Raw genomic sequence first — 22,118 nt, forward strand, 5'->3', positions numbered from 1 at the left:
GAGCCGCGCTCCGGATCGCGGGCTACCGGCCGAGGGAGTCGCCACCGACCCCGAAGTGGCGCTTCCACGACGCCCGGGTGCCGCTCACGCCCGACAGCGGAAGGGCGCCGTTCGCCGTGCTCTCGACGTAGGCGTGATAGGCCACCACGCGCTCGCGCACGATCTTCGCGAGCTGGTCCGCGAAGGCCCAGTCGTCGCCGGAGCCGTCGCTGCGCGCGCCGTCGGTGACTGCCCACTCGGAGATGCTGAGCGGCTTCCCGTGGGCCTCGGCGAAGGCGAGAAGCTGGCCGAGCCCGCCGGCCAGGCCGAGCTGGTACGTGAACCGGGCCGGCTGCGCGCGGCCGACCGCGGCCGGGGCGAAGTCGTACTGCGCGATGCCGATGACGTCGACGACGTCGTCGCCCGGGTAGTACTTGTCGAAGGCGATGGGCCGCCAGTTGCCGTTGACCGTCCAGTCGAAGGTGAAGTCGGCCCCGGGGACGGATCGCATGGCCTTCACGACCCGCGCCCAGTAGGCCTTCCAGTTGGCGAAGTCAGCGTCGGTGGCCCCGATGTTGTCGAAGGCCCAGTCGCCGTTCGCCTTGGCCCCCAGCCGGACGACGGTCGAGCCGAGGCCGCGGGCCACGAGGTTGCGGGCCAGCGCCCGGGCACGCTCGTCGTACTCCCCGGCCGCGCCGCGGGCCCGCCAGTCGGCCGGGAGCCCCTTGGGCGCGAGCGACTGGGTGAGGACGAGCGTCCGGGCGCCCCTGCCGTCGCGCACCCACTGCGGCCACTGGTACTCCGGGTAGGCGGCGACGGGCATGTGAATCATCCACGGGTCCTCCCAGTCGGCCCAGGACGTGGCGGCGTCGTTGTGGACCACCGCGCAGTCGAGCTGCTTGCCGACCAGCCAGCCGAACTCCTTGAGCTTCTGCAGGCTGTTCTGCGCGCTGACGCAGGGGGTCTTGGAGTCGCCGGCGGTGACTGTGCCCCCCTGGCCCCCCTGGCCCCCCTGGTCCTGCTGGCCGGGGGTGGGGGTGGGCGTGGGGGTGGGCGCCGCAGGGCCCGAGCCGGCCAGCGAGTCTCCGGTCGCGCCGAAGTGACGCTTCCAGGAGGCCCGCGACCCGGGAAGGTCCTGTAGCCGGATCGTGCCCGAGTTCTCGGCGTTGAAGTACGAGTGGTAGCGCACGTGGTTCTCGCGGACCACCTGGGCGATGCGGTCGGCGAAGTACCAGTCGTCGTTCGCCCCCATGGGGTCGACCGAGCTGTCGAGCAGCCCCCACTCGGGGATGCTCACCGGCTTGCCCCGCTCACGGGCGAAGCGCAGGAGGGCTCCCAGGCCGTACGGCTGGTCACGGAGCGCCTCCCAGCGCAGCGGCTGCTTGACGCCGACGTCGGGGTTGACCGAGTCGTACTGGTCGATGCCGATGATGTCGACGACATCGTCGCCGGGGTAGTACTTCTCGAACGGCACGGGCCGGTAGCCCGCGTTCACCGTCCAGTCGAACTCGAACGCGGCGCCGGGGACGGCGTCCATGATCCGCGTCGCGCGGGCCCAGAAGGAACGCCACTGCGCGTACTCGGCCTCCGCGTTCCCGACGCTGTCGAAGTACCAGTCCCCGTTGGCCTCGTGGCCGAGCCGGATGATGGCCTTGCCCATGCCCCCGGCGACCAGCTTCTCGGCCAGGGTGCGGAAGTGCTCGTCGTACTCCCCGGAGGCGCCCCGGGCGCGCCAGTCGCCCTCGATGCCGACGGGCACGAGGGCCTGCGTGACGACGATCGTGCGCTGTGCGGCAGGGTCCTGCACCCAGGCCGGCCAGGCGAACTGCTTCTGCTCGGTCGGCATGTGCAGGAACCAGGGGTCGGACCACTCGGCCCAGGTCGTCGCCTCGTCGTTGAAGACCATGGAGCAGTCGAGCTGCTTGCCGACCAGCCAGCCGAACTGCTTGAGCTGGTCGAGGTCGTTGGAGGTGTACGCGCAGACGGTCTTGTCGTTGCGCACCTGGGTGGCCGTCCGGTCGGACGCCCCGGCGGACGTCGAGGCCAGAGCCGGCAGGGAGGCAGCGCTCACGCCCAGCGCGGCGCACAGGGCGCCGACGCGGAGGGCTCGAAGGGCTGACAGGCGCATGGGACATGCCTCACGGTCGGAGGAGGGGGATGTCTCAGCCATCGACCTGCTCGTTCCCGCGCTGCAGGAGGATCCCCCGGTTGGCGGATAGCGGCTCGGCGGCCTGCGCGGGCCGAACGGGTGAGGGCGGCGCTGGGCACTGGGGTCGAGATCTTGACGCACCGACGCACCAGGAGTACGTCCTCGTCCCTGGAGCCTCCCCATGCGTCGCCTCGCCCGGCCGCTGCTCGCGCTGGCCGTGTCCCTTGCCGCCCTCGCGGCGCCCGCTACCGCCGGCGCCGCCGCGAGCACGCCCCGCCACACCGCGGAAGGCGGCGCCGCCGGGGACACCAAGACCTCCTGCGTCTACACCGCGCACAAGGTCTCCCGCATGGCCGACTTCTCCTCGCTCGTCGGCCGGGAGTCCACCTGCGCGGTCGTGTTCAACGACGTCGCCACCGACTGGGCGACCTGGTCCAAGCCCTGGTTCCTCACCCACAGCAGCCCGGAGTACAACTGGGCCTCCTGGTACCGGGCCGGCAACGGGACGCGGACCCTCGTCGTGACGCAGGCGCTGGTGCCGACGACGCTGCCTGCGGACTGGCGGGCACGCGGCGCGGGCGGCGAGTACGACGGCCAGATCCGCGAGTGGGCGGCGAACCTGGTCCGCCACGGCCTCGGGGACGTGGTCGTCCGGCTCGGCCACGAGGCCAACGGCGACTGGTACTTCGACCACATCGGCCGCAGCGACGCGGAGTACGCCGACTGGCGCGCCTTCTGGCGGCGCTTCGTCCTCGTCGCCCGGTCGGTGCCGGGCGCCGCCTTCGAGTTCGACTGGACCGTGAACGCGGGCTACCGCGGAGTGCCGTTCGAGAAGTACTACCCCGGTGACGATGTGGTGGACATCATCGGGATCGACCAGTACGACGTCCTCGCGATCGTGCCGTGGCCGGTGCCGGTCACGCCGGAGGCACGGTGGCAGGCGATCCTGCGGCAGCGGTACGGCATCACCGAGCTCATGGCGTTCGCCGACGCCCACTGCAAGCCGCTCAGCCTGCCCGAGTGGGGCCTGCAGCCGGCCGGCTCGGGCGGGGGCAGTGGTGGCGGCGACGACCCGTACTACGTCGACCGCATCGCCGAGATCGTGCGCACCAGTGCCGTGCGCTACCAGGGGTTCTGGCACAAGGAAGCTCCTCCCAGCCAGATGGCTCTGGAAGCGAACCCCGGCGCCCTCTCCGCGTATCGCTCCCACTTCGGCGCCCGGGGCGACGCTCTGGGCGATCCGGTCGTCGCCGCGGCGCCCTCGGCGGCCCCTCCCGCTCCCACGCCTGCTGCGGCCGGGCCGACCACGCCCTCCACGACACCTGTCCCGTCGCTGCCGGTGGCGTCGCCGATCGCCCCGGCGGCCGCTGCGGCGCCCGCTCCCCCGGCGCCCGCGGCCCCGGAACCCGCTGCGCCGCCGACGGTCGCCGCTCCGGCCGTCCCCGCTCCCGCTCCGGCCGGGGCCTCGCCGAGCGTCGCCGCGGGGGCGCGGGCGGGGACGACGTTGCGCGTGCCGCGCTCGGCGGTCCGTGCGCGGGCAGGCGCTCGGCTGACCCTGCGCGGGTCGCTCTGCCGCGAGGGCGTGGGCCTGCCCGCCCGGCGGGTACGCCTCGAGCGGCGGACCTCGGCCGGCTGGGCCCTCGTCGCCACCCGGGCCACCAGCACCGGGGGCGGCGTGACGTTCCCCCTGCCAGCGGTGGCCAGCGCGACGTACCGGATGCGATTCCTCGGGGCCGCGGGGCTGCCCCCCGCTGCCAGCGCGACCGTGCAGGTCACGGTGACGCCGAAGCTCACCGCCCGGGCCGGCAGGAGGGCCGTCGTCGGCACGGTGCTGCCGGCCAGGCGCGGGACCCCGGTGGCCCTCGTCCGGGCCGGACGGGTCGTCGGGAGCGGCCGGACGGACGCCTCCGGCAGGTACGCCCTGCGCGCCCTGCGTCCGGGGGCGTACACCGTGCGGGCGGCAGGCACCGCGGTGCCGGTCCACGTCCGCTGAGCGCGGCGTCATGCCGGCCCCCATTCGGCCCGGCGCCGCCGCAGCACCCAGGCGGCGCCGAGGCCGAACAGCACCACGTTGAGCACCTCGCCGGCGAGCCAGGCCCGGCCTACCTCCGCGAGGGAGTCGGCGGACGTCAGCACGAGGCCGATGACGAGGGCGGCGTTGGCCAGGTTGACGAACACGCTGAAGAAGACGCGCCGGTCGAGCAGCAACACGGTGCCGAACACGTAGTTGGCGCCGACGAGCGCCGCGGAGACGATCAGGTAGCGCAGCAGCGTGCTCGCCCCGGCGTCGTAGCTCGAGCCGAAGAGCGACAGCAGCAGCGGGGCGCCGGCGTAGGCCACGCCGAGCACCGGGAGCAGCACGGCGGCGAGCAGGAGGGAGCCCTTGCGCAGCAGCGCGAGCCGCCCGGCCTCGGCGTACGAGCCCTCCGCGAGCATCGAGCGGCTGACCATGTTGCCGAGCAGGAAGAGCAGATTGGCGACCTGGTACGCGACGTACCAGAAGCTGGCTTCGGCCGTTCCCAACGTTCCGACGACGAGGAGCGGCACCACCATCCCGGGGATGCTCCCGGTCATCGCCGAGGCGTACGCGCCGGCGGAGAAGCGCCAGAGCGCGTCCAGCGCGCCGCGGTCCATGCGCAGCCGGGGCCGGTAGCCGTCCCGCCGGCACAGCGTGAGGACCAGGAGGGAGGCGCCGATCAGCCACGCCGCCGTCTGGGCGCAGTACGCGGCGAGCGCTCCGAGCGGCAGGAACGCCACGAGCGCCCCCAGCCGGACGGCGCTGCTGACGCAGGTGACCGCGACGACCCGGCCGCTCGCCCGGTCGGCGACGAAGACCGCCTCGACCACGCTGAGCAGGCCCGAGGCGAGCGTCCCGAGGAGCAGCGCGGGGACCACCGCGGCCCCGCCCTCGGCTCGCAGCTCGGCCGTCAGCGGGCTGAGCGCGAGGACCAGCGGGACGGCGACCAGGGCCATGCCGGAGGCGGTCAGGCAGGTGTCGAGCATGGCTGCCCGGTCGCGTGCGGTCGGCAGCATGCGGACGACGGAGTAGCCGAGCCCGAGCCCGGCGACGTTGACCGCCAGGGCCGTGGCCGAGAGCGCGGAGGTGGAGACGCCGAGCTGCGCGGGCGGGTAGAGCCGCGCGGCGATGAGCGTGAAGCAGAAGCCGGCGGCGGCGCCGAGCAGCTGGTTCAGCACCAGCAGGAAGGACCCGCGGACTAGCCCGTCGGACAGCAGCCGCCGCGCGGCGCGGACGGGGCCCCGTCGCGGTGCGGGGACCGAGGCCGCACCCGCGGGGACCTCCCGCTGCGAGACGGTCATCGGCGCCGTCCCCTGGCCTCGATGGTGCGGACGACGACGGCGGGATTGCCGGCGACGACGACCCAGGGCGGGACCTCGCCGCGGACGACCGAGCCGGCTGCGACCACGCTGCCCTCGCCGATGGCCGTGCCGGGCAGCACCACCACACCGCGGGCGAGCCAAACGTCGTCGCCGATCGTCACCGGCGCGGTGCGCACTCCCGCGCCCGGCTCGATCTCGTGGAAGTTCGTGTCGTAGACGGCGCAGAGGTCCCCGATGCGGACCCGCGAGCCGATGGTCACCGCCGACTCGCAGTGCACGACCGTCCCCTGGTTCAGGAACACCTCATCGCCGAAGCTGATGACCCCCGAGGGGCCGCAGCCGATGCCCACCGGGAACTGCGCGCCACCGATGCTGAGCCGCCGCCCGGCCACGATGCGCCCGCGGTTGGAGATCCGCGGCCGCGGGCCGGTGACCGACGGGTACGCGCCGTGGGCCACCTTGTGCAGGCGCAGCAGCGCCTCTGCGCGGGCCACTCGTACGCCCGCCGCTCCGGCCTGCGCAGCCGCCCGGAGCGCGGAGCCGCCGCTCACGCCCCCACCGACCCGGCCGGCTGCAGAGCGCGCGGCTCGGCCCCTGCCAGCTCGCCGAGGAACAGCTGGGTGGCACGCGCCGCGTCGTCCCAGCCCCAGCTCATGACACCGGCGTGCCCTGCCGCACCGCGGGCGGCCAGCTCCTCGGACCGGGCGGCCAGGGCTCGCTCCAGGGCGGCCCCGAGCCCCCCGGGCGAATAGCGGAAGCAGGCCTCGTCGGGAAGGTCCGCCAGCGCGGCGAGCCGGGGCACGACGAGCGGCCGGCCCATCGTGAGGGCGAGCCGGGCCGAGCCGCTCGTGGTGACGGACCGGAAGGGCAGGACGACCGCGTCAGCGGCGCCGAAGTACGCCGCGACCTGCCCGTCGGGCACGTGGCCGAGGCGGAGCTCGACACGGCCGGCGCAGCGCGCCGCGGCCCGGTGGAGCCGCCGTGCGAGGCCGCTGTCGGAGCACCGGCCGGCCACCACGACGCGGGCGCCGGTGCGATCGAGCAGGCCCGCGGGCAGCTCGGCGACCGTGTCCAGCAGGTCCTCGACGCCCTTGTAGTCCTGCACCGCCCCGAAGAAGAGCAGCACGCGGCCGGCGGGCGGGATCCCGAGCAGGGCTCGCGCACGCTCGCGCGGCGGGACCGGGCCGTACACCCCCGGATAGGGGCCGTGCGGGATCTCGGCGACCGGAGGCAGCCGCGGCACGAGCTCGGCGAGGCGGCGGGTGGTCTCGCCACCGTGCACGATCACTCCGGATGCGCGGCGCAGCAGGGCCCGGCGAGCGCGGACGTCGTCGGCGAACACGCGCTCGTGCGGCAGCACGTTGTGCGCCGTCCACACGACTCGCACCCCGCAGAGGCGGGCGGTCCCGAGGAGGACGACGAACCACGCCTCGGCGAGCCGACGCAGCCAGGGCAGACGGGCCCTTCCGGGAAGCACGAAACGGTAGACCCAGTGCAGGTGAAGGACGCGCGTCCCGCGGGCGCGCTCGAGGAGCAGCTGGATCGGCAGCAGGGCCAGGTTGAGCGTGTGGCTGCGCGTCGCCTCCCCCAGGTAGCCGACCGTCGCGCCGCGTGCCCGCAGCTCGGCGTAGAGCAGCTCCTGGTACGGGTTCGGGTCCCGCGGGTAGGCGGTGACCCTCATGCGCGGGCCTTCGCCACGTGGCTGAGCGCGCCGGCGCCGTAGCAGAGATGGTCCAGCAGGGTGCGCAGCGGCTGGTGCCGCCGGTTGCGCCACAGCGGCAGGAGGAGCAGCAGCGGGTACGGCCGCAGGCGCAGGGTCAGGGGCAGGCCGAGCAGGAACACCGGGTACGCCACGAGGATCGGGTCCTGCCGGGCCATCGTCGCCCACCGCTGCCGGTTCCGGTGCTTGAGGTAGAGCCGGGCGCGGCCGGCGCCGTAGTACCAGGCGCGCTTGGCCTGCCGACGGGCGCCGCCCCACTCGTGGTCGAGCCGCGCGCCGGCGACCCGGCGGATGCGGTAGCCGGCGTCGTTCAGGCGCCAGGTGAAGTCGCTGTCGGAGCAGTAGTCGAAGGCCTCGTCGAAGCCCGCGACCGCGTCGAAGGCGGCACGGGTGAAGGCCAGGTTGATCGTGGCGCACTCGGCGACGTAGTCCTCCGTCACCGTGTGCGCGTCGTAGACGCTCGGCCCGCCGAGGCTGCCGGTCACCCCGCACGTGACCGACTCCTCCCCGCGCACGATCGGCGCGACCAGCTCCTCGAGCCACCCCTCGTGCGGCCGGCAGCCGGCATCGGTGAAGACGACGACGTCGCCGGAGGCCACGCGTACGCCGCGGTTGCGCTGCTCCGGGATCGTGATGCGCTTGCCCGGCACCGGGGCGAAGTCGACCCACCGGACGTCGGGGTGCGAGCGACGGATGTCGTCCAACCGCCCCTGCGACGCGTCGACCACGACGAGCTCCACGACCGGGTCGACCGGCAGCGCAGCCGCGGCCGCCGTGCCCGCGTCGGCGAGCGCCGTGAGGGTGCCGTCGAGCGCCCGCTCGTTCTTGCTGATGACGACGACCGAGACACGCATCAGCGGAAGACCTCCGAGGATCCGGTGGAGTACACGACCGCCTTGTAGTGGTCGAGGAAGGCGGCGGGGAACTCGTAGGTCGCCTGGAAGCGGCCCGCGCCTCCGCGGGCCCGCCCGTCGACCACGTTGCGGGACGCCGCGAAGACGTACGCCCGCTGGTCCAGCGCGCCCGGCGCGAGGTCGGGGAAGATCCCGTCCTGTCGGCCCGAGTGGGCGAGCAGCGTCAGCTGGCCGTAGCGGTCGGTGTAGACGGGGGCGTCGGCCTTGACGTTGCGCCCCAACCAGCGCGCCGCCGCCACGTCCTGTGGGCTGGTGTCGAAGCGCTCGACGTGCTCGCCGCGGTCGGACAGGTTGCCCGGCGGGGTGCCGCCGACGAGCAGCGGGCGCAGCCCGGACGCGTCCGTGAAGGCCAGCGTGAGCGCGGCTGCAGCCACGAGCGTGCCGAGCGGGGCCGTGGCGGCGCGCCGCTTCCGGGCGACGGCCGACAGACGCTCCGCGAGCAGCCCGAGGCCGATCACGAGCACCACCGACGTCTGCAGCGCGAGCCGCTCGGGGTTGTAGGCCACGGACACGGACCCGCTCAGCCGGGTGACGGCGGTCAACGCCAGCAGGACGAGGGCGAGAAGGGCGAGCTCGCGGTCGCGGCGCCCGCGCAGGAGGGTGACCGCCAGGTGGAGGGTGCCCACCACCAGCCCGAGGTTGAACAGCTGGCGGAGCAGCGTGACCGCCGCCGCCACCGGGCCGGCCAGGCCGGGAGCCGCACCGGCCTCCACCGGCGCCGCGGAGGCGACCGCAGGGAAGCGCGCCTGCTCGCTGGGGCCGTACGGCAGCAGCCACGGCCGCGACGAGTACCTGCGGTCGACTTCAGCGAAGTACTCGGCAGGCGTGGTCGTCTCGGTGACGTTGCCGGACAGCCACGTCGACAGCGCGGAGCCCCCGGAGCGGTTGGGCAGCAGCTGCACCCCGTCCTGCGACAGCGCCGACGCGAACGACGTCACGTTCGTCGTGGACTCGGTGACCTCCGAGTTCCACACGAAGGTGAACCCCGCCATCCAGAGGACGAGAACCGCGCTGAAGACCGGCTTGGACGTCCGCGGCCGCCGGGCGAGCAGCCGCCCCAGCTCGGCGAGCACGGCCACCGCGCACAGGGCGAGCACGGTGACGTACGCGCTGGAGTAGTGCGACAGCACGAGCCCCGACCCCAGCACCAGCAGCGCGCCCTGCACGCCGGCGCGCGGCCCCGTCGCCAGGAAGGCGGTCACCAGCAGGGCGACGAAGAGCAGCAGCCCGGCCTCCTGCCGGGCCAGGGCCGGCATCTGCGGCACCAGCGTGCCCTGCAGCACCACCAGGGCGCCGCACACGTACGCCGTGCGCGGGCGCAGCCACCGGCAGGCCAGGGCGTACACGCCCACCGGCAGCAGTGCGCCGAGCGCCGGGTAGAGGACGGTGAAGACGTGGACGCCGTCGACCCCGCTGAGCCGGGCCAGCGCGACCGGGACGGCCGTGATGCTGAGCATCGCCGCGTACGCGTCGCCGGGGACGACCAGCCATCGGGACGCGGCGAGGGTCCGGGAGAAGACCCCGAACTCCTGCTGGATGTCGAAGCCGTAGAGGCCCTCTCCGTGCAGCGAGTAGGACCAGAGCAGGGTCAGGAAGGCGGCGTAGAGCACGACGGGGCGCAGCGCCTCCGGCGCGGGGCGCAGCAGCGGAGTCGCGACGACGAGCAGGCCGGCGGCCACGACCGCGACGCCGAGGGCGGCCGGGCCCCGCCCGCTCCCCAGCAGCTGGGCGCCCACTGCGGCGAGGAGCGGGACGGCCAGAGCCGCCCAGGCCCAGGAGACGCGGTCGGGCACGCGGGGCCGGGGCAGCTCGGCGTCGCGCAGCAGGCACACCGCCGCGAGAGCAAGGAGGGCCAGGTCCAGGGCGACGAGCAACGGCACGGTGCGCAGCGGTCGGCCCTGCCCCAGGGCGCCGAGCAGGGCGTTCTCGGCCAGCACGACCAGCGTCAGCACCGCCAGGCTCGCGGCCGGGACGACGACCGCCCGGGCCGCCCCACCGACCTCCACGCGGAGGGCACGGAGCAGGAGCGCGCCCGGCACCACGAGCAGGAACGCGAGCGCCAGCACCGTGGCCGACGGGTTGGCCCTGGCCGCGACGGCGAGGTGGAAGGCGGCCCCGGCCGCCGCCGGCCAGGCCAGGTCGGCCGGGGTGACCCGCCGGACGACGACCGGGCGGTCGTCGACGAGGGCGCCCTGACGCGGGATCCGGACGGGCGTGACGGTCACGCAGCGCTCCGCTCCGCGGCGGGCCGCGCAGCGCCAGCAGCGGCCCCTCGGCGCGGCGCCGCGAAGCGAGCGCGCTCGGACAGCAGGCCGGAGGCGAGGCCGGCGTCGCTGGCGGCCTCCTGCAGGGCCTGGACGTAGGGGTAGAGCAGGAGCTCGGGCCGCCGCTCGCGCACTGCCCGGACCGGCCAGGTGGCGAAGAGCGCCTGCGGCAGGGCGAGCGCCCCCACCGCGAGCGCCGGCCGGCGCAGCAGCGCCGCGGCGGTGACGCCGGCGAGCACGGCGACCGGCAGCGGGTAGGCCGTGGGCGAGAGGCCCTCGTGCTTGAAGTACATCCGCGCGTTGCCCCGGCCGTAGGCACGGCTGCGGCGCAGCGTGTCCGCGAGCCCCGGCTCGAAGTCGTGCTCGACGAGCGCGTCGGGGACGAACAGAGGGGGCACCTCGCCGCCCAGGACCTGTCGACGGCAGAAGTCCTCTTCCTCCCCGCCGAAGCGGAACCTCTCGTCGAACCCGCCGAGGCGCTCGAGCAGCTCGACACGGAAGGCCATGCTGGCGCCGACGACGGAGCTGACCGGGCGTCGGCCGCTGCGACGTTCCGGAAAGGCGCTTCGCTGCAGGTACAGCCCGAGACGGCGGGCCAGCCCGTCGCCACCCTCGAGCAAGGAGGCCTCGAGGGGGCCCAGCGGGTTGTTCTCGCGCAGGTAGCGCAGCACGAAGGTGTCGGTACGGCTCCCGCGGACGGCCCCGCCGCAGGCCACGAGGAGGGGGTCGGCGTCGAGCGCGCCCAGCAGCCGCTCCACCCAGTCAGGTCGCGGGCGGCAGTCGTCGTCGGTGTACGCCACCACCGGTGCCGCGGCTGCGCGCCAGCCGGTGTTGCGGGCGGCGGCCAGCCCGCGGTTGCGCGCGTGTCGGACCACGCGGACGCCCGCAGCCGCCGCCACCGCGGCGGTGTCGTCGGCGGACCCGTCGTCCACGACGAGGACCTCGATCTCGTTGCGCACGGTCTGCGCGGCGAGAGCCTGCAGGACGTGGGGCAGGGTGTCGGCGCCGTTGTAGCAGCAGACGACGACCGTCGCCCGGGGCGTTCCTCCCCTCACCCCTGTCCCTTCGGCGGTCACGTCGTGGCCCCCGTCCGCTCGGCCGGCCGGTCGAGCGTGGCCAGCACCTGCTGCACGAGGCGGCGCGGCGACGCGGCGTCGACGATCTCGGCGTACCGCTCCTGCCAGCCGCTGCCCGACGCCGCCTGCAGCCCGTCGATGACGCCGTCGGCGACATCGGCCGGCGCGAGCGAGGCGAACGTCGGGAGGACGCCGGAGAACACCTCGCCGAGCCCGCCCACGGACGTCGCCAGCACCGGGCGGCCGGCGGCGAGCGCCAGCCCGGCCACGCCGCTCTGCTCGGTGGCCGTGTAGGGCAGGACCACCAGGTCCGCGGCGGCGAACCAGCCGGCGACCTCCGGGTCGGGGACGCGGCCCACGAACCGGACGGCCGCTCCCAGGCCGAGCTCGTCGACGCGCGCGCGCACCGCGTCGAGGTAGTCGCGGTCGGCCTGCTCGAACCGGCCGAACGCCGGCGGCCGGGGGCGGACGTCCCCGGCCACGACGAGGCGCAGCCCGGAGACCGCGGCCGGGTCGCGGTCGCGCAGCACCGCCAGCCCCTCCACCAGCTCGCGCAGCCCCTTCTCCACGTGCACGTAGCCGAAGAGCAGCAGCACGCGGCTGCTGCCCAGAGCGTGCCGCTCGCGCAGCTCGCGCCCCGACACCGATCCAGCGGGCAGCGGGTACACGGGGTGCGGGTGGACGAGGACCCGGTCGGCGGGGATGCCCACCTGGCCGTGCGCCGTCGCGGCAGCGGCCGCGGTGTGCACGTGAGTGCGGTCGGTGGCCCGCGCCACGAGCCGGTAGTACGCCCGCCCCGGACGTCCCAGCCGCGCCAGGTCGCGGGTCACCTCGTGGTGCGTGACCACGACGTCCGCGCCGTGACGGCGCAGCGCCGCGGTCAGCAGCCACAGGGGCAGCAGGCCCGGGCCGTAGGTCGCGACGGAGTGCTGCACGTGGACGGCGTCCGGCCGCCACGACCGCGCCGACCGGTACGCGGCCAGCCAGCGCCGCGGCGACCAGCCCACCTGCCCCAGCACGGGCACGTCGCGCCCGGGGCGTGCGGTGGGCGTCAGCGCGGCGACCTCCACGCCCTCCTCCGCGTACGCCCGGCCGAGCCGCGCGGCGTAGTCGGCGATACCGTCGGGCGCCGGAGGCAGCGGCGCGACGAGGACCAGCCTCACGGTCGGTACACCTCCGCCAGCCCGGCGGCCAGGGCGTCCCAGTCGAAGCTCGCGGCCCGCTCGGCGGCTCCGCGGCGCCTCGCGGGCAGCTCGGCGAGCACGCGCTCGATCGCGTCCGCCAGCTCCTCCGGGCGGGCGGGGCACACCTCGCCGTCCACACCGGGCCGGATGAGCGCCCGGGCGAAGTTGTCCTCGGCGTCGCTCGTCACCACGGGGGTGCCGCAGGCGAGCGCCTCGAGCGCGACCATCCCGAACCCCTCCCGCTCGCTGGGGAACGCAAGTACGGACGTGCTCTTCATGAGTGCGAGCACGTCCCCCCGGCGGTCGAGCGCCCCGCGGAAGCGGACGCTCGCCGCGAGCCCGAGCCGGTGGGCCAGGCCGCGCAGCCGGGTCTCCTCCGGGCCCTGGCCGATGACGTCGAGGCTCAGCCGGACGCCGCGCCCGTGCAGGACGGACAGCGCCTCGAGGAGCACGTGGACGTTCTTGTGCGCGAGCAGCCGGCCGACGCAGAGCAGATCGGCGGCATCGACTGCCGGCTCCACGCGGTCGATCTCCGCTCGGTCGACGCCGTTCGGCACGACCACGACGTGCGCCCGGCCCCTGCTCACCTCGGCCAGCCGTTCCGCCGTGCCGCTGGACGCGGCCACGATCACGTCGGGCAGGGCGACCGCACGGCGCTCGCAAAACGAGGCGACGCTCCCGAGCGGGCCGAGGTAGCGCCGCCAGTAGGCCTGGCCCCAGACCTCGTGCCAGGTGACGACGAAGGGGCGCCGCTTGATCGTCGCGACCACCCGCAGCGGGAAGAGGTGCAGGAACGGGATCGCGTCGGCCTCGAGCACGTCGAACCGCTCGCGCAGCATCCGCAGGCAGGAGACGGCGAAGACCACGCCCTGGCGGATGGAGCGGCGGGAGCCGGCGTACAGCGGGACGTAGGGCGCCATGGCGTGCAGGACCACGTCACCCTCGCGGTGCTCCGTCGGCCCGTCCCACCAACGCATCGTGAAGACGTGCGCCTCGACGCCGTGCCGGCTCAGCCTTGACGTCAGCGCGTGCAGCCGCTCCTCCTTGCCGCCCTTGTGGAACGGATGGACGGCGTCGGACACGACAGCGACGCGCACCCTCGTAGTTGTCCTGGTAGTTGTCCTCGTCCGGGCCGCCGACGCGGACGCCTCGGGCGCAGGTGCCTCAACCGCCACAGGTGGCGCTCCCTCCCGTGCTGGCCGCCGGGTCCGTGGCCGGCAGCACCCAATAGCTGATCCGCGAGCCGGGCCCGTCGTCGGGCGTCAGCTCGACCTGCACCCGGTTGCGCTGGGCGCAGTCGGCGACGTGCACCCGCACCGGCACCACGGCCGACCCTTCGGCCGCCAGCTCCAGGCGTCCGGAGGCGAGGGGACGGGCGCCCGCCTCCGGGCCGACGTACACCTGCCAGGTGAAGCCCCGCGCCTTGTCCGAGACGTTGTGGACGTCGAAGGCGAACCGGGCGCTGCCCGTGGCGGCCACGGACTCGGGGAGGAGTTCAGCATCGCTGAATGACAGTTCGGCGAACGCTTCTTCGGCTCCCTTCAGCCCGGCCGACCGCAGGAGCCCTTGCGCTGCGGGCATCTGCAGCGCACTCGGTATTGCCAGCGCGAGCACGGCAACCGCGGGGACGACCACCCGTCCGGGCAGGGTGGGCCTCACTCCCCTGCCTCTGCCGCGGCGGGGACCCGTAGCGCGACGTTCGAGGGCGCGTCGGGCAGCGAGAGCACCACGCGCTCGGCGGTCGTCGCCGGGCGCGCAGGCACCACGTGCAGATGACGCTGTGACGTGTCGGCGAGCAGCGCGGCCGCCGGCTGCGAGAGCCGGACCCGGCCGAGCACGCGGACACAGGACACCGCGTCACGCCAGCCGATCTTCTTGCCCGCCGCCCGGGTCCGGGAGTAGTACGACACCGGCACCTCGAACGGCCGGTAGCCGTGGCGCAGCACGCTCGCCGTGATCTCCGTGTCCAGGCCGAACCGCGTCTCCGTCAGGCGCATGCCCCGCAGCAGGTCGAGCGGCACGAGCTTCAGGCAGGTGTGCAGGTCGCTGATGTAGCTGTCGAACAGCACGTTCGCCAGCATCGTCATCGCCTTGTTCCCCGCTCCGTAGCGGAAGGACGAGTAGACGGTGTTCGCCCCGAACAGCCGAGTCCCGTAGACCACCTGCGCACGCCCGGCCATCACCGGGGCCAGCAGTCGGGGGATGTCCTCCGCCGAGTACTCCAGGTCCGCGTCGAACGGCAGCAGGTGGGTCCCCCGCGCCACCGCCATCCCGGTCAGCAGGGCGGCGCCCTTGCCCAGGTTCCGCACGTGGCGGTGGATCTGCAGCCGCGGGTCCTCGAACCCGCTGAGCTGCTCGTACGTGCCGTCGCTGCTGCCGTCGTCGACGACGATCAGCTCGATCGGGCAGGGGTACGGCGCGTCCAGGACGTGCTCCACGGCACGGCGGATCGTGGCGGCCTCGTTGTAGGCCGGCATCACGATCGAGAGGAAGACCTCCCCCGGGCGACCGGGTGCCGGCAGGGGGCCTCCCTCCGGCTCGTCGTCGGCGGCGCGCTTGCGGATCAGCGTGTCCGACGGCTGGCCACTCGGCGGCAGCATCCTCGGAGTCATGCGACCTTCCCCTCTTTCCCTGGGTCTTGACGCTCAGCAGTCGGCCGGTCACAGAGAGCACGGTAGTTATGTCAGATCTCGTGAGGGTTAATGACCTCTTACCTCAACGTGAAGGTCTGAGCACCCACTGTAACGATCTTGATCGACAAGGAGCCGCTCGGCCGCGCAGCGCGACGGACAATTCGCCCGAACGAGTGCCTATGCCGCTCCACGCGGCGTGACAGGAGCGGCGCCGGGACGCCCTGCCGACGGCGACACGTCGGCATCGACGCAGCCGCACTGCCGCTCGGTTCCACGGACCCAGCGGGCCCGCGGCCCAGGGGGGCCGTACCCACTACTGATCGTTTCCGAACGGGTGAGCTGCGTAACAATGACCATGGTCCGGGCGGGGGGCCCGCGGTAGGCCGCGCAGCAGCGGACGGGCTAACCCGTGCGGCCGTATCCCGGCGAGTGGTTCACGTCTCCTGGGTGACAGGAAGGCCGGACACGCCGGAGGCGTTGAAGGTGGCGCGGACCACAGCCGAAGAGCACTCTGAGAGGGCTCGGCACGAGCCAGAAGGGAGGCTTGCGATGAAGTGCACACATCTGCCCGCCTGTCCGGCGGCGGACGCCGTGGATCACGAGGCGGCAGCCATCGTGTCCGGCCACCCTGAGCAGGGGTGGTTCCTGCTGTGCAACGGCGTCGTCATCTTCGACGACACCGGGCACCTGTTGCCGAACGGCAGGGCGGTCGCCCCGCACCGTGCGATGACCAACGCGGCCTGAGCCGGTGCCCGGCGACAACGCCGGGCACGCGGCTCGGGCCGCGTGCCTGCCCCTCGGGGCAGGCACGAGAAGGGCTCAGTCCTCGTACGCCGCCGTGGGCGGGCAGGCGCAGACGAGGTTGCGGTCACCGAAGGCGGAGTCGATGCGCGCGACCGGTGGCCAGTACTTCGCCGCAGGGGACACCTCGCCCGGGAAGACCGCCTCACGGCGCGAGTACGGGTGCTCCCACTCCTCGACCAGCCGCTCAGCCGGGTGCGGGGCGTTCGCCAGCGGGTTGTCCTGCTTCGGCCACTTCCCCGACCCCACCCTGTCGGCCTCCCGGCGGATCGCGATCATCGCTTCCACGAACCGGTCGAGCTCGACGAGGCTCTCGCTCTCGGTCGGCTCGACCATGAGGGTCCCGGCCACGGGGAAGCTCATCGTGGGAGCGTGGAAGCCGTAGTCCACCAGCCGCTTGGCCACGTCGTCCACCGTCACGCCGGTGGCTGCCGTCAGCGGGCGCAGGTCGAGGATGCACTCGTGGGCGACCAGGCCGCCCCGCCCCGTGTAGAGCACCGGGTAGTGCTCGCGCAGCCGGGCCGCCACGTAGTTGGCCGAGAGGACGGCCGACTGGGTCGCCGCCCGCAGCCCGTCGGCCCCCATGAGCCGGATGTACGCCCACGGCACCGGCAGGATGCCGGCGCTGCCCCACGGCGCAGCGCTGACCGGGCCCGTCCCCGTCGCCGGCCCGGCCTGCTCGGCCAGCGGGTGGTTGGGCAGGTACGCCGCGAGGTGCGCGCGGACGGCGACCGGCCCCACTCCCGGGCCGCCACCGCCGTGCGGGATGCAGAAGGTCTTGTGCAGGTTCAGGTGGCTGACGTCGGCGCCGAAGCGCCCCGGCCGGGCGACGCCGACCAGCGCGTTGAGGTTCGCGCCGTCGACGTAGACCTGCCCGCCGGCGTCGTGCACGACGGCGCAGACCTCCCGCACGCCCTCCTCGTAGACCCCGTGGGTCGACGGGTACGTGATCATGATCGCCGCCACCCGCCCGGAGTGCTGCTCGCACTTGCCCCGCAGGTCCTCGAGGTCGACCTCGCCGTCGTCCCCGGTCTTCACGACCACGACCCGGAGCCCGGCGAGCACGGCGCTCGCGGCGTTGGTGCCGTGCGCGGACGCCGGGACCAGGCAGACGTCGCGCTCGTCGTCTCCGTTGGCGCGGTGGTAGGCGCGGATGGCCAGCAGCCCGGCCAGCTCCCCGGCCGACCCGGCGTTCGGCTGCAGGCTCACCGCGTCGTACCCGGTGACCTCCGCCAGCCATCGCTCGAGGTCGGCGGTGAGCTCGGCGTAGCCCTGAGCGTCCTCGGCGGGCTGGAACGGGTGCAGGTCGGCGAACTCGGGCCAGCTGATCGGCTCCAGCTCGACGGTCGCGTTGAGCTTCATCGTGCACGAGCCGAGCGGGATCATCCCCCGGTCCAGCGCGTAGTCGCGGTCACGCAGCCGGTGCAGGTAGCGCAGCATCTCCGTCTCGGACCGGTGGTCGGCGAACACCGGCGCGGTGAGGAATCCGGAGGTGCGCGACACGGCGGCGGGCAGCATCGCCGGCGCGTCCGGGACGGGCCGAGCGCCGAACGCCGCGAGCACCGCGGCGACGTGGGCCTCGGTCGTCGTCTCGTCGGCGCTGACGCCGACGGTGTCGGCGTCGACCCGGCGCAGGTCCACGCCCGACGCGCGGGCCGCGGCGACGACCTCGTCGGCCCGCCCGGGCACCGCCGCGCTGACCGTGTCGAAGAACGCCTCGTGCACGACCTCGACGCCGGCGGCGCGCAGCCCGGCCGCCAGCGCGGCTGCCCGGGCATGGACCCGCTGCGCGATGGCGGTCAGGCCCTCGGGGCCGTGGTAGGAGGCGTACATCGCGGCGACGACCGCCAGCAGCGTCTGCGCCGTGCAGATGTTGCTGGTCGCCTTGTCCCGGCGGATGTGCTGCTCGCGGGTCTGCAGGGCCAGCCGGTAGGCGGCCCGCCCGTCGGCGTCCCGCGAGAGGCCGACGATGCGGCCGGGCAGCTGGCGCTCGAGGCCGGCGCGCACGCTCATGAAGCCGGCGTGCGGGCCGCCGTAGAAGAGCGGGACGCCGAAGCGCTGGGCGCTCCCGACGGCGACGTCCGCGCCCCACTCACCGGGCGCGGCGAGCAGGGTGAGCGCCAGCAGGTCCGTCGCCGCGACGACGAGGCCGCCGCGCTCCTTGACCGCCGCGACCACCGCGGCCGGGTCGTGGACCGCACCGGTGGAGGTGGGGTACTGCACGAGAGCGCCGATCACCTGCTCGGGAAAACCCTCGCCCGACCGCGCCGCGGCGTACAGGTCGAGCACCTCGACAGGGATGCCGAGCGGCTCGGCCCGGGCCTGGAGCAGTGCGAGGGTCTGCGGGTGCACGTCCCGGTCGACGAGGAACGCCCGCCCGGCGCCCGCGGCACCGGCGACGCGGCGCGCCAGCGTCATCGCCTCGGCGGCGGCGGTCGCCTCGTCGAGCAGGCTGGCGCCCGCGACGGGCAGCCCGGTGAGGTCCGAGACCAGGGTCTGGAACGTGAAGAGCGCCTCGAGCCGGCCCTGGCTGATCTCCGGCTGGTACGGCGTGTAGGCGGTGTACCAGCCCGGGTCCTCGAGCACGTTGCGCCGGATGACCGCCGGCGTCGACGCGCGGTAGTACCCCAGCCCGATCATGGGGACGCGCACCCGGTTGCGCGCGGCGAGGGCACGCAGCTCGGCCACCACCTCGTCCTCGCTCACCGCTGGCGGCAGCGCCAGGGAGTCGCCACCCCGGATCGCCTCCGGCACGGCGGCATCGGTCAGCTCATCGAGCGAGGAGTAGCCGAGCACGGCCAGCATGCGCGCCTGCTCCTGCGCCGTGGCGCCGATGTGACGACGGAGGAAGGCTGGCTCGGGCGTCGGGCTCCCGGCCGGCGGCGTCTGCCGCGGCGGGGTCTGCGCGGTGCGGAGCGGGTCGAGGATGGTCACGAGGCCTCCCGGGCATGACGGGTCAGGGCCTCCCCCTCTGTCCTGGTGCCTGAGAGCTTCACCGGCCCACATCGTCGGGGCCCGGCTTTCACCGTCGGCGAGCGGTCGGCTCCCGCGCCGTACGCGATGTCCGCGTACGAGGAGCCGCCGTCTGCTTTCCAGAGGTGTCTGTCCCGAACGGTCCGTGGGCCTGAGAGGTTCGTGGGGAGAATTGCTCCTTCGGCGCGCCTCCGCCGGCTGCGGAGGCGACTCTCCCGTCCGGGGTCGTCGACGCACCTACCCTAGCCGAGGAAGGACGCCCCTGCCGGGCACGACCGGCGCCGGGAGGGGCCTCAGCCGGTACGGCGAGCGCGCCGCTTGGCCAGCTCGTCCAGGGACGCAGGCGTGCCTGACTCGTCGGCCTCGCCCTCGGCGTCGGGGCGTACGCCGGGAAGCTCGGCGAGCGAGCCCTCGACCTCACGCCAGACACGGCCGACGGCGATGCCGAACACGCCCTGGCCACCCTGGACCAGGTCGACCACCTCGTCGGCAGAGGTGCACTCGTAGACGCTCGCCCCGTCGCTCATGAGCGTGATCTGGGCGAGGTCCTCCACCCCGCGGTCGCGCAGGTGATGGACGGCCGCCCGGATGTTCTGCAGCGAGACGCCGGTGTCCAGCAGCCGCTTGACGACCTTGAGCACGAGGATGTCGCGGAAGGAGTAGAGCCGCTGGGACCCCGAGCCCGCCGCCGAGCGCACGCTCGGCTCCACCAGGCCGGTCCGTGCCCAGTAGTCCAGCTGGCGGTAGGTGATGCCGGCCGCGGCGCACGCGGTGGGGCCGCGGTAGCCCATGTCGTCCGGCAGCGTGGTCAGCTGGCCCGGGAAGAGCATCTCCTGGGTGGCCTTGGGTAGCCGCCCCGAGGAGTCCCGTGCCGTGCTGCCGACCGCTCCGCTCGCGGAGACGCCACCGTCCGAGCCGGTACCCCGGGCCATGCCGTCCTCCGTCCAGCCGTCGCGGGTCTGCGTCAGGGGCCGGGGAAGGGCGTCCAGGCTGCGGCCTGATCTGCTCCCACCGGTGGAACTACAGCGACGGCGTTTCCCTCCGAACGGTACGGGGGTGGCGAGTGCGGGGTCAACGAGCCGCCTGGGCGTGTCGCGGCCGGGTCTGCGGTTGGCGGACGGTCAGCCCGAGCTGCCCGGAGCCCCGCCGGCCTCGAAGTCCTCCGGTGAGATCGAGTCGAGGAACTCGCGGAACTTCTCCACCTCGTCCTCCTGCTCGTCCGGGATCGCGATGGCTGCCTCGTCGAGGACCGCGTCCGCGCAGAAGATCGGGCTCGACGTGCGCAGGGCCAGCGCGATCGCGTCCGACGGCCGGCTGCTGACCTCCACCCCGCCGGAGAGCCGGAGCTCGGCGTAGAAGACGCCGTCACGCAGGCCGGTGATGCGGACCTGCTCGAGCTCGCGGCCGACCGCGCCGAGCACGTCGCGCAACAGGTCGTGGGTCAGCGGCCGCGCGGGCACGACACCCTGCTGGGCGAAGGCGATGGCCGTGGCCTCGACCGCTCCGATCCAGATGGGCAGGTAGCGCTCACCGTCCGCTTCCTTCAACAGGACGATGGGCTGGTTCGAGGGCATCTCTACCCGGACGCCGACGACGTCGAGCTGGCGCACTCGGCAACCCTACCTCTCACGGACGGGCTCTGCGGCCCCTCGAAACGGTCCTTGTGCGGCACTGCCTGCCCACCGCGGTCCCGGCCTATCCGCGGTGGAGCGCGGCCTTCACCAACAACGCGTGCAGCCGGACCGAGAGCGCGCCCAGCTCGCGGGTGGCCTCCTCGGCCCTGGCCTGAGCCTCCGGGCTGCGCTGGCGCAGCAGCGGCCGGGTGACCTGCTCGACCAGGCCGGCCTCCCGGTCGGCTGCGGTCTTGAAGGGGCGCAGGTGGCGCGGCTCGACGCCGAACCGGGCCAGCTCGCCCACCGTCCGCGCGATGAGCAACGCGTCGCCGTCGAAGAAGCCGTCGGCCGTCGCCGGGGCGACCAGCCCGTAGCCCTCGATCTCGCGCAGCGCCGACTCCTCGATACCGGCCGCCTCGCACAGCTCGCTGCGCGCGAGCCGCAGCCCTGCCCCGTCGCGCCGGAACGTCTCCGGCCCGGGGAACCCGCCCGCGTCGGGCGCCGGCCGCGGCGCGCGTGGCGCCCCGGACTGGTCCTCCGGCGGCTCGAGCCCCCGGTCGATGGCGTCCAGGTGCTCCTTGATCACCCGCAGCGGGAGGTACCGGTCACGCTGCGCGCGCAGCACATAACGCAGCCGCTCCACGTCCTCGGCGGCGAACTTGCGGTAGCCCGACGCCGTCCGCTGCGGCTCGACCAGGCCCTCGGCCTCGAGAAACCTGATCTTGGAGATCGTGACGTCCGCGAACTCCTGGCGCAGGGCGGCCAGGACCTCGCCGATGCTCATCGTCGCCATGCCCCGCGCGGGACCGACGCCGGCGGGCAGCGGCCTCACGCCACGGCTCCTCCACCGCTCGGCAGGAACACCATGCGGTACTTGCCGACCTGGACCTCGTCGCCGTCGACGAGCACGACCTCGTCGATGCGCTCGCGGTTGACGTAGGTGCCGTTCAGGCTGCCCACGTCGCGGACGGTGAAGCCGGCACCCACGCGGACGAACTCCGCGTGCCGCCGGGACACCGTCACGTCGTCGAGGAAGATGTCGCTCTCCGGGTGGCGCCCCGCCGTCGTGACGTCCTCGTCGAGGAGGAAGCGGCTGCCGGCGTTGGGGCCACGGCGCACCACCAGCAGCGCCGAGCCCGGCGGCAGCGCCTCGACCGCTGCGAGGTCGGCCGCGGAGACCGCGGGAAGGTCACCGCTCGCGTCGGCGTCGGTCTCCGCGGAGGTGCCCGGGCCGACCGGGGCCAGCCCGGAGATGGACTGCGTCGACGTGATGTCCGCCCCACCGGGGCCGCCGGCGGCGCGCAGCGAGCTTCCGCAGTTGCTGCAGAAGCGGGCGTCGTCGGGGTTCGCGTGTCCGCAGTTCGTGCAGACCGGCATGCGTGGGGCCTCCTCGATGTGGGCCTCGTCGGAACAGCAGGTCTCCACCGTAGTGCCGCAACCTAAGGCTGTCGGCACCGACCGTCAACCGAAGGT

General features: G+C 74.3%; 18 protein-coding genes and 2 riboswitches. Of the genes, 2 read left to right on the forward strand and 16 right to left on the reverse strand.

Annotated elements, in window-relative coordinates; translation table 11 throughout:
* Positions 1-22: 22 nt before the first annotated feature.
* Complete coding sequence (locus G9H72_RS17340) at positions 23-2,050, reverse strand: glycosyl hydrolase (protein ID WP_166173411.1); 2,028 nt, start codon at positions 2,048-2,050, stop codon at positions 23-25.
* A 259-nt stretch (positions 2,051-2,309) separates the two neighbouring features.
* Between G9H72_RS17340 and G9H72_RS17345 the strand changes: the two genes are divergently transcribed.
* Positions 2,310-4,121, forward strand: a complete 1,812-nt coding sequence (locus G9H72_RS17345; RefSeq protein WP_166173413.1) for a glycosyl hydrolase — start codon at positions 2,310-2,312, stop codon at positions 4,119-4,121.
* Positions 4,122-4,129: 8 nt separating this feature from the next.
* Here G9H72_RS17345 and G9H72_RS17350 read toward each other — a convergent pair whose 3' ends face one another.
* From G9H72_RS17350 to G9H72_RS17395, 10 genes are all read right to left on the reverse strand, one after another.
* Positions 4,130-5,446 carry a lipopolysaccharide biosynthesis protein gene (locus G9H72_RS17350; RefSeq protein WP_166173415.1) on the reverse strand — a complete coding sequence of 439 codons (1,317 nt, stop codon included), beginning with the start codon at positions 5,444-5,446 and terminating at the stop codon, positions 4,130-4,132.
* The gene (locus tag G9H72_RS23155) at positions 5,443-6,018 is read right to left on the reverse strand and encodes an acyltransferase (RefSeq protein WP_166173417.1); all 576 of its coding nucleotides are present in this window, start codon (positions 6,016-6,018) and stop codon (positions 5,443-5,445) included. The genes G9H72_RS17350 and G9H72_RS23155 overlap by 4 nt, the downstream gene beginning before the upstream one ends.
* Complete coding sequence (locus G9H72_RS17360; protein WP_166173419.1) at positions 6,015-7,148, reverse strand: glycosyltransferase; 1,134 nt, start codon at positions 7,146-7,148, stop codon at positions 6,015-6,017. Before G9H72_RS17360 ends, G9H72_RS23155 begins: the two co-directional genes overlap by 4 nt.
* A complete protein-coding gene (locus G9H72_RS17365) occupies positions 7,145-8,041 on the reverse strand; it encodes a glycosyltransferase family 2 protein (RefSeq protein WP_166173421.1) in 897 nt (298 codons plus the stop codon). The genes G9H72_RS17360 and G9H72_RS17365 overlap by 4 nt, the downstream gene beginning before the upstream one ends.
* Positions 8,041-10,326 carry a hypothetical protein gene (locus G9H72_RS17370; RefSeq protein WP_166173423.1) on the reverse strand — a complete coding sequence of 762 codons (2,286 nt, stop codon included), beginning with the start codon at positions 10,324-10,326 and terminating at the stop codon, positions 8,041-8,043. The genes G9H72_RS17365 and G9H72_RS17370 overlap by 1 nt, the downstream gene beginning before the upstream one ends.
* Positions 10,323-11,420 carry a glycosyltransferase family 2 protein gene (locus G9H72_RS17375; protein ID WP_166173425.1) on the reverse strand — a complete coding sequence of 366 codons (1,098 nt, stop codon included), beginning with the start codon at positions 11,418-11,420 and terminating at the stop codon, positions 10,323-10,325. The genes G9H72_RS17370 and G9H72_RS17375 overlap by 4 nt, the downstream gene beginning before the upstream one ends.
* A gap of 17 nt (positions 11,421-11,437) precedes the next feature.
* Positions 11,438-12,604 carry a glycosyltransferase gene (locus tag G9H72_RS17380; protein ID WP_166173427.1) on the reverse strand — a complete coding sequence of 389 codons (1,167 nt, stop codon included), beginning with the start codon at positions 12,602-12,604 and terminating at the stop codon, positions 11,438-11,440.
* On the reverse strand, positions 12,601-13,722 hold the full coding sequence (locus G9H72_RS17385) for a glycosyltransferase family 4 protein (RefSeq protein ID WP_166173429.1): 1,122 nt from the start codon (positions 13,720-13,722) through the stop codon (positions 12,601-12,603). The genes G9H72_RS17380 and G9H72_RS17385 overlap by 4 nt, the downstream gene beginning before the upstream one ends.
* Positions 13,723-13,789: 67 nt before the next feature.
* Complete coding sequence (locus G9H72_RS17390; protein WP_166173431.1) at positions 13,790-14,284, reverse strand: hypothetical protein; 495 nt, start codon at positions 14,282-14,284, stop codon at positions 13,790-13,792.
* On the reverse strand, positions 14,281-15,237 hold the full coding sequence (locus G9H72_RS17395; RefSeq protein WP_231127319.1) for a glycosyltransferase family 2 protein: 957 nt from the start codon (positions 15,235-15,237) through the stop codon (positions 14,281-14,283). The genes G9H72_RS17390 and G9H72_RS17395 overlap by 4 nt, the downstream gene beginning before the upstream one ends.
* Positions 15,238-15,807: 570 nt before the next feature.
* Here G9H72_RS17395 and G9H72_RS17400 point away from each other — a divergent pair.
* Positions 15,808-16,002: a DUF5999 family protein gene (locus G9H72_RS17400; protein WP_166173433.1), complete on the forward strand. Its 195-nt coding sequence runs from the start codon at positions 15,808-15,810 to the stop codon at positions 16,000-16,002.
* A 75-nt stretch (positions 16,003-16,077) separates the two neighbouring features.
* On the opposite strand, the gene gcvP is transcribed toward G9H72_RS17400, so the two are convergent.
* The 5 genes from gcvP to G9H72_RS17425 form a co-directional block, all read right to left on the reverse strand.
* On the reverse strand, positions 16,078-18,993 hold the full coding sequence (gene gcvP, locus G9H72_RS17405; protein WP_331272387.1) for an aminomethyl-transferring glycine dehydrogenase: 2,916 nt from the start codon (positions 18,991-18,993) through the stop codon (positions 16,078-16,080).
* 27 nt (positions 18,994-19,020) lie between these two features.
* Positions 19,021-19,161: riboswitch (glycine riboswitch) on the reverse strand.
* Positions 19,162-19,260: riboswitch (glycine riboswitch) on the reverse strand. It abuts the riboswitch before it with no gap.
* A 65-nt stretch (positions 19,261-19,325) separates the two neighbouring features.
* Entirely contained in the window at positions 19,326-19,964 is a 639-nt protein-coding gene (locus tag G9H72_RS17410; protein ID WP_166173437.1) for a MerR family transcriptional regulator, read from the reverse strand.
* A 189-nt stretch (positions 19,965-20,153) separates the two neighbouring features.
* Positions 20,154-20,642, reverse strand: coding sequence for a bifunctional nuclease family protein (locus G9H72_RS17415; RefSeq protein WP_166173439.1), 489 nt, complete (start codon positions 20,640-20,642; stop codon positions 20,154-20,156).
* An 85-nt stretch (positions 20,643-20,727) separates the two neighbouring features.
* A complete protein-coding gene (gene ftsR / locus G9H72_RS17420) occupies positions 20,728-21,438 on the reverse strand; it encodes a transcriptional regulator FtsR (protein ID WP_166173522.1) in 711 nt (236 codons plus the stop codon).
* Positions 21,439-21,473: 35 nt separating this feature from the next.
* Positions 21,474-22,022, reverse strand: a complete 549-nt coding sequence (locus G9H72_RS17425) for an FHA domain-containing protein (protein ID WP_166173441.1) — start codon at positions 22,020-22,022, stop codon at positions 21,474-21,476.
* Positions 22,023-22,118 lie beyond the last annotated feature (96 nt).

Origin of the sequence: Motilibacter aurantiacus (genome assembly GCF_011250645.1) — a bacterium.
GTDB classification, from domain to species: Bacteria; Actinomycetota; Actinomycetes; order Motilibacterales; family Motilibacteraceae; genus Motilibacter_A; species Motilibacter_A aurantiacus.

Bases quoted from the DNA above. Each gene is read 5' to 3' on its own strand.
- G9H72_RS17360 (WP_166173419.1), bottom strand. From the start codon at position 7,148: ATGAGGGTCACCGCCTACCCGCGGGACCCGAACCCGTACCAGGAGCTG.
- G9H72_RS17400 (WP_166173433.1), top strand. From the start codon at position 15,808: ATGAAGTGCACACATCTGCCCGCCTGTCCGGCGGCGGACGCCGTGGAT.
- G9H72_RS17350 (WP_166173415.1), bottom strand. From the start codon at position 5,446: ATGACCGTCTCGCAGCGGGAGGTCCCCGCGGGTGCGGCCTCGGTCCCC.
- ftsR (WP_166173522.1), bottom strand. From the start codon at position 21,438: ATGGCGACGATGAGCATCGGCGAGGTCCTGGCCGCCCTGCGCCAGGAG.
- G9H72_RS17395 (WP_231127319.1), bottom strand. From the start codon at position 15,237: ATGACTCCGAGGATGCTGCCGCCGAGTGGCCAGCCGTCGGACACGCTG.
- G9H72_RS17365 (WP_166173421.1), bottom strand. From the start codon at position 8,041: ATGCGTGTCTCGGTCGTCGTCATCAGCAAGAACGAGCGGGCGCTCGAC.
- G9H72_RS17345 (WP_166173413.1), top strand. From the start codon at position 2,310: ATGCGTCGCCTCGCCCGGCCGCTGCTCGCGCTGGCCGTGTCCCTTGCC.
- G9H72_RS17410 (WP_166173437.1), bottom strand. From the start codon at position 19,964: ATGGCCCGGGGTACCGGCTCGGACGGTGGCGTCTCCGCGAGCGGAGCG.
- G9H72_RS17425 (WP_166173441.1), bottom strand. From the start codon at position 22,022: ATGCCGGTCTGCACGAACTGCGGACACGCGAACCCCGACGACGCCCGC.